Source organism: Dactylosporangium sp. NPDC051087 (genome assembly GCF_055586325.1).
Genome location: NZ_JBVJIJ010000003.1, coordinates 73,444 through 79,909, shown reverse-complemented (window position 1 = coordinate 79,909; position 6,466 = coordinate 73,444). Strand labels below are relative to the sequence as shown.

The 6,466-nt window shown below is 73.6% G+C and carries 6 protein-coding genes; 2 read left to right on the top strand and 4 right to left on the bottom strand.

Going from position 1 to position 6,466, the window contains the following annotated elements:
* A partial coding sequence (locus ACZ6TV_RS07060; RefSeq protein WP_465296241.1) for an MFS transporter occupies positions 1–1,266 on the bottom strand: 1,266 nt, incomplete at its 3' end.
* A 137-nt stretch (positions 1,267–1,403) separates the two neighbouring features.
* On the opposite strand from ACZ6TV_RS07060, the gene gdhA reads away from it, so the two are divergent.
* Positions 1,404–2,756, top strand: a complete 1,353-nt coding sequence (gdhA, locus tag ACZ6TV_RS07055; RefSeq protein WP_465296240.1) for an NADP-specific glutamate dehydrogenase — start codon at positions 1,404–1,406, stop codon at positions 2,754–2,756.
* 19 nt (positions 2,757–2,775) lie between these two features.
* Here the strand turns inward: gdhA and ACZ6TV_RS07050 are convergent, their stop codons facing one another.
* The gene (locus ACZ6TV_RS07050; protein WP_465296239.1) at positions 2,776–3,297 is read right to left on the bottom strand and encodes a pyridoxamine 5'-phosphate oxidase family protein; all 522 of its coding nucleotides are present in this window, start codon (positions 3,295–3,297) and stop codon (positions 2,776–2,778) included.
* A 67-nt stretch (positions 3,298–3,364) separates the two neighbouring features.
* Positions 3,365–4,321, bottom strand: coding sequence for an ArsR/SmtB family transcription factor (locus tag ACZ6TV_RS07045; protein WP_465296238.1), 957 nt, complete (start codon positions 4,319–4,321; stop codon positions 3,365–3,367).
* A 59-nt stretch (positions 4,322–4,380) separates the two neighbouring features.
* Between ACZ6TV_RS07045 and ACZ6TV_RS07040 the strand changes: the two genes are divergently transcribed.
* On the top strand, positions 4,381–5,586 hold the full coding sequence (locus ACZ6TV_RS07040) for an MFS transporter (protein ID WP_465296237.1): 1,206 nt from the start codon (positions 4,381–4,383) through the stop codon (positions 5,584–5,586).
* A 10-nt stretch (positions 5,587–5,596) separates the two neighbouring features.
* On the opposite strand, the gene ACZ6TV_RS07035 is transcribed toward ACZ6TV_RS07040, so the two are convergent.
* Positions 5,597–6,418 (bottom strand): hypothetical protein, encoded by an 822-nt coding sequence (locus ACZ6TV_RS07035; protein ID WP_465296236.1) that lies wholly within the window; start codon positions 6,416–6,418, stop codon positions 5,597–5,599.
* Between the last annotated feature and the right edge of the window lie 48 nt (positions 6,419–6,466).

The following is a 6,466-nucleotide window of genomic DNA, read 5'->3' as shown; positions in this document are numbered from 1 at the left end:
ACCCCAGAAACAAATTCTGGTTTTCTCTTGGGGGGGCAAAGGCGCAAAAGACCCCACCCCCTCTGTGCCCCCCCCCTCTCCCCCAAAGCACCCCCGCCCCCCCGCGACGACCGGCGGGACCAGCGCGCCGACGACCGCGAACGCCGCACCGAGCACCAGCCAGCCGGGCGGGCCCCAGCCGACCGCCAGGCTGGTGACGACGAACGGCGCCAGCATCTGCCCCAGCTGCATTCCCATCGAGTAGGCGCCCTGGTACTGGCCGTGCGCGTCCGGCGGGGCGAGGCCGAACGAGATCCCCCACCCCGCGGCCGAGTGCCACAGCTCCCCCGCGACGTGCACCATCGATCCGAGCACCAGCAGCACCACGGTCACCGGCATGGCGCTGCCGCCGCTGAGCGCGAACAGCCCGCACGCGGCGAACAGCGTCAGCCCCGCCCGCCGCGACGCACGGGCCGCCCCGGACAGCTCCTCGGTGCCGCGGGCGGCCCGGACCTGAAACAGCACGACCGCGGTCGTGTTCACCAGGAACAGCACGGCGATCAACCAGTGCGGCGCGTCCGTGCGGTGCGCGATCCACAGCGGCAGCGCCACCTCGATCAGCCCGAAGTGCGCCGCCATCAGCCCGTCGAGCACCACGAACGCGAGGAACGGCCGGTCCCGCAGCGCCACCAGCCGCGGCCCGTCCGGTCTGGCCGGCGACCCCGGCACCGGGGCGAGCCGCCGCAGCACGAGCGCGGCCGCGGCATAGGTGACCGAGTCGACGAGGATCAGCGTCAGGTACGCCTGCCGGGTGTCCACGGCGAGCCCGATGCCGGCGACCGCGGCCCCGGCGGCGATCCCCGCGTTGGTCACCGACCGCAGGTACGCACGGGTGTGGACGCGCCGGTCGGGCGGGACCGCCCCGGCGATGACCGCGCCCCTGGCCGCCCGCTGCGCCGAGTCGGCGACCGCCATCGGTACCCCGACCAGCAGATACGACCAGAATCCCTGCACCGTCACCAGGCACGCCGACCCGGCGCAGAGCACGACGAGGCCGGCGAGCAGGACGCCACGCGGGCCGAGCCGGTCGGCGACGTACCCCATCGGCGCGCTGGCGACGAGACACACCAGCGCGGTGACGGTCAGCGCGAGCCCGGTCTCCCGCACGCTCAGCCCGACCGACCGCGTCAGGAACAACGCCACCGACGCCATCGACACCCCGTTGCCGAAGGTGTTGATCAGCGTCGCGCCCGCCAGCACCCGCAGCGGTCCAGGTTCCGGAAGCATGCCCGCCATTAAACAAGACGTACGTACGGCTTGGGAAGGCGCCACCGGTTTTGCTGTGTGGATCAACACGGTCGGTCGCGCCGACCGTTGCAACGGTGCAACGATGCCCGGACGGCAGAAGACGTGACCTTGGAGGGATGACGGTGTCGGCCCAGGAAAAGCTTGATTCGATCTTCACCACGGTGGTGCGCCGCAATCCCGGTGAGAGCGAGTTCCACCAGGCCGTCCGGGAGGTGCTGGACAGCGTCGCCCCCGCCCTGGAGAAGCACCCCGAGTATGCCCAGGCGAAGATCATCGAGCGGATCTGCGAGCCGGAGCGGCAGATCATCTTCCGGGTGCCGTGGGAGGACGACCGGGGCGAGGTGCACATCAACCGCGGGTTCCGGGTCGAGTTCAACTCCGCCCTGGGACCGTACAAGGGCGGCCTGCGGTTCCACCCGTCGGTCTACCTGGGGATCGTCAAGTTCCTCGGGTTCGAGCAGCTGTTCAAGAACGCCCTGACCGGCATGCCGATCGGCGGCGGCAAGGGCGGGTCGGACTTCGACCCGAAGGGCCGCTCCGACCGCGAGGTGATGCGGTTCTGCCAGTCGTTCATGACCGAGCTGTACCGCCACATCGGCGAGTACACGGACGTGCCCGCCGGCGACATCGGCGTCGGCGGCCGGGAGATCGGCTTCCTGTTCGGCCAGTACAAGCGGATCACGAACCGCTACGAGTCCGGCGTGCTGACCGGCAAGGGGCTCGCCTACGGCGGCGCCCAGGTCCGCCGGGAGGCGACCGGCTACGGTGCGGTGTTCTTCGCCGAGGAGATGCTGCGCACCGCCGGCGACAGCATGGACGGCAAGCGCGTGGTCGTGTCCGGCTCCGGCAACGTGGCGATCTACGCGACCGAGAAGGTGCACCAGCTCGGCGGCCGCGTGGTCGCCTGCTCCGACTCGTCCGGCTACGTGCTCGACGAGAAGGGCATCGACGTGACGGCCCTCAAGGAGGTCAAGGAGATCCGGCGGGAACGCCTCGGCGAGTACGTACGGCACCGCCCGCACGCGACCTTCGTCCCGGGAGGGGCACTGTGGCGGGACGTACCGTGCGAGATCGCCCTCCCGTGCGCCACGCAGAACGAGATCGACGCGGACGACGCGGCCGCGCTGATCGCCGGCGGCTGCACCGTCGTCGTCGAGGGCGCCAACATGCCGACGACACCGGCCGCGGTCCGCCTGTTCACCGACGCCGGCGTGCGCTTCGCGCCCGGCAAGGCCGCCAACGCCGGCGGGGTCGCGGCCAGCGCCCTGGAGATGCAGCAGAACGCCAGCCGCGACTCGTGGACGTTCGAGCACTCCGAGCAGCGGCTGCACGGCATCATGCGCGACATCCACGCCCGCTGCCACGCCACCGCCGAGGAGTACGGCATGCCGGGCAACTACGTCGCCGGCGCGAACATCGACGGCTTCCGGCTGGTCGCCGAGGCGATGCTCGCCCAGGGGCTGATCTGACGCAACGGCCCGGCGGCGCTCACGCGTGCTGACGCTCGGCGCGCCGCCGGACCAGCTCCTCGACCGCGGAGGGCAGGGTCGCCTCGAAGTCGATGAGCTTCGCCCAGGTGGGGGTGACGACGATGCGGACCATGCCGTCGTAGAGCGAGCGGACCTCGGCCTCCCACTCGACCCGCTGCTCGGGGGTCATCCCGTAGGTGCCGTTCATCTGCAGGTACTCCTCCGGGATGCCGTCGACGACGTCCAGCTCGGCCCGGCCGCGGATGAGCAGGATCTTCGGCGGGTGCACCTCGGTGTCGACGGTCAGCGCGACCATCGGGTTGCTGCGCAGCGCGGGCAACTTCGGCGCGTTCTTCGTGGTGCACATGACGATCTCCACCCCGTTCCAGGTGAAGGCGATCGGCACGCTGCGCGGCGTGCCGTCTTTGGCGACGTACGCCAGGCGGGTGATGTCGCGGGCCAGCAGCTCCTGGCTGAGCGGCCGGTTCAGGACCTCGGTGATCTCGTTCTGCTGCATGACGGTGGCTCCTCGTCGGCTCATGTCGTTTCCCCCGGGACGGAGCCGCCCGACAGTTCTCGACAGCCGAGCCGGACAAATTTCCGGCAGTTCACCGCTGCGCGGCGAGGAGGGCGTCGCCGGTCGGGGTGCGGTAGTAGAGGACCGAGCGGCCGGAGCGGCGCCTGGTGACGAGGCCGGCGTCGAGCAGGACCCGCAGGTGCCCGCCGACGGAGCCGAGGCCGGTGCCGGTCAGCGCGACCAGCTGGGTGGTGCTGAGCGGCGTGGTGAGCAGGGTGAGGACCGTGGCGCGCAGCGGGCCGAGGAGCCGGGCGAGGGCGTCGTTGCCGGCGGAGCCCGGTTCGGCGAGCCAGCCCGTGCAGGGGTAGATGACGGCGTACGACGTGGGCGGCTCGTCCCACCCGACCCAGCCCCGGGCGGCCGTGGTGGGGATGAAGAGCAGCGAGGCGTCGGTGACGTCGAGCGGCGCGTAGTCGTAGGTGTTGATCTGCAGGCGGCCGTCGCCGAGCCAGCGCATGCCGGGGCGCATCCCGTCCAGGACGGCCGCCCAGCCGCCCGTGCTGAGCCGGTCCGTGCGGGACACGATGTCGGCCTCGAAGACCCGGCGCAGCCGGGGCCAGCCCGGTCGTACCAGCTGGGACCACACCCAGTCGACGACGTCGGCGGCGCGGGCGGCGAGACCGGGCTCGCCCAGCACGCCGGGCACGGCACCGTCCAGGCCGAGGTGGGCGACCGCGAGGTCGTCCGGTGTGCGGCGCAGCCGGGCGAGCTCGGTCTGGAACGTCTCGCCGGGCGTGGCGGGCGGCGCGACCAGGAAGTCCGCGATCCAGCCGGGGCGGATCGCGGCGCGCAGGAAGGGCCGGACGAACGGATCCCCGGCGAAGTGCGCGTCGAACGCCGGGCGGTGCGCGGCGAGCCACTCCCGCTGCGGGGCGGACACGGCGTGCTGGCCGCCGATCGCGGACAGGCACGCGACCGTCTCAGCGAGCGGGGACACGACGAACCGGCTGCGCGCGAGGACGTCGATCCCGATCTGCCAGAACCCCACGTTTCGCCTCCATCCGAAACTGTACGCGCCGGCGGTACCGGCGCCGCAGGATGCCGATCATGCGCACCTATCGGCAACTGTTCGGCACGCCGGAGTTCACCGCCCTGTTCGCGACCCTGTCGGGGCAGGTCGCGGCGGGCACGGTGGCCGGCATCGGGCTCGCCACGCTCGTGTACGCGGCCACCGAGTCGCCGCTGCTGTCGGCGCTGAGCATGTTCGGCGCGTCGTTCGCGCAGCTGATCGGCGCGGCGACGCTGCTGTCGTGGGCGGACCGGGTGCCGCCGCGGGCCGCGCTCACCGGGCTGGCCCTGTTCGCCGCCGTCACCACCGCCGTGCTCGCCGTGCCGGGCCTGCCCGTCGCCGCGCTGTTCGCCGTGGTGTTCGCCCAGGGCCTGGCCGCTTCGGTCGGCGGCGGCGTCCGGTACGGCCTGCTCGCCGAGATCCTCCCGGCCGAGGGCTACATCCTGGGCCGGTCGCTGCTGAACATGTCGGTCGGGGCCATGCAGATCCTCGGCTTCGCCGCCGGCGGCACCCTCGTCGCGGCCGTGTCACCGCGCGGCGCGGTGCTCGCCGGGGCGGCGCTGCAGGCGGTGTCGGCGCTGGTCGCCCGCTTCGGCCTCACCCGCCGCGCGCCGCGCGCCACGGACCGCCCGTCGGTGCGGGCCACCGTGCGGCTGACATGGCGCGGCAACCGTCAGGTGTGGCAGCCCGGCGTGTACATCGCGATGTGGGTGCCGAACGGGCTCATCGTCGGCTGCGAGGCGCTGTTCGTGCCGTACTCGCCGGCCGCCGCCGGCGTCCTGTTCGTCACCGCCGCGATCGGCATGCTCGCCGGCGACGCGATCGCCGGCCGCTTCGTGCCGCCCCGGCTGCGGTTCCGGCTGAGCGGCCCCATGCGCTGGCTGCTGGCCGCGCCGTACCTGCTGTTCTTCCTCGAGCCGTCGCTGCCGGTCGCCGCGGCGCTCGCCGGGGTCGCGTCCATCGGCTACGGCGCCACGCTGCTGCTGCAGGACCGGCTCCTCGCCACCACCCCGGAGGCGCTGCACGGCCAGGCGCTGGGCCTGTTCGGCTCGGGGCTGCTCGCCATGCAGGCGGTCGGCGCGACCCTCGGCGGTCTCATCGCCCAGCACGTCTCCCCCGGCCGCGCCATGGGCATCCTCGCGGTCGGCTCCCTGCTGGTGTCCCTCGGCCTGTTCGCGGCCCGGCTCGCGCCGTCGCACGCGAGGCCCGTGCCTGACCGGCCCTTCGAACCGGCCGTGCACTGACCCGGACGGGTCACCGGGCCCGGCCGGCACCGGCGGATCGGCCGGTCGAGAGGCCCGTGAGCTCGCGATACGCCCCGAAGATGGACGTGGTGAGCTCGGCGAGGTCCGTGGTCGGGTCGTAGGGCGCCGGGGCGGCGCCGTGCGGACGGGACAGGACGGTGTCGGCGCGGCGGACGGCGGCGACGGCGGCACGGACGGCGGTGGCGTCGCGGATCAGGTCGACGCACTCGCCGGCGAGGGATCTCAGCACCTCGGCGCGGCGGGTGATCTCGGCTTCCAGGTCGGCGAGCGAGGTCCGGACGCGGTCGCGGCGGTCGGCGAGGGCCTCGCGCAGCGCCGTCGGGGTGGTGGGCAGCCGGGACCCGGCCCGGGCCAGGTCGGTGAGCTGCTCGTCGAGGGCCGCGCGGGTGTGCAGCAGGTCGGCGAGGGTCCACAGCGACTCGGCGAGCGCCTCGCGTGGCGTGGGCACGGGGGTGAGGTCGCCGAGGCGGGGCCACAGCAGCAGGATCGTCTGCGCGGCGCTGAACGCGTCGGCGAACACGGCGGCCTCGGCCGGGCGGCGCAGGGCGCGGCGGCGGTGCTCCCACCCGCGGCGCGGCGCCGGGCCGCCGGCGAGCGGGCTGAGCAGGACCGACGCGGCGGCGCTGGTCGCCGGCCGCAGCCAGGCGCGGCGGGGCGGGCCGGGGCGGGTGGTGGGGCGGTCCGGGATCAGATGGATGATGCCGTCGCGGCCGGCGCGGGACACCGGCCCGGCGAAGCTCGGCTCGTCGAGCGCCACGACGCAGCCGCCGGCACCGTCGAGCACGACGAACAGCAGGTCGTCCGCGGCCACGCCGTCAGTCTAGCGACGGCCGGGCGATCGAATAGCATGGCTTCGTCG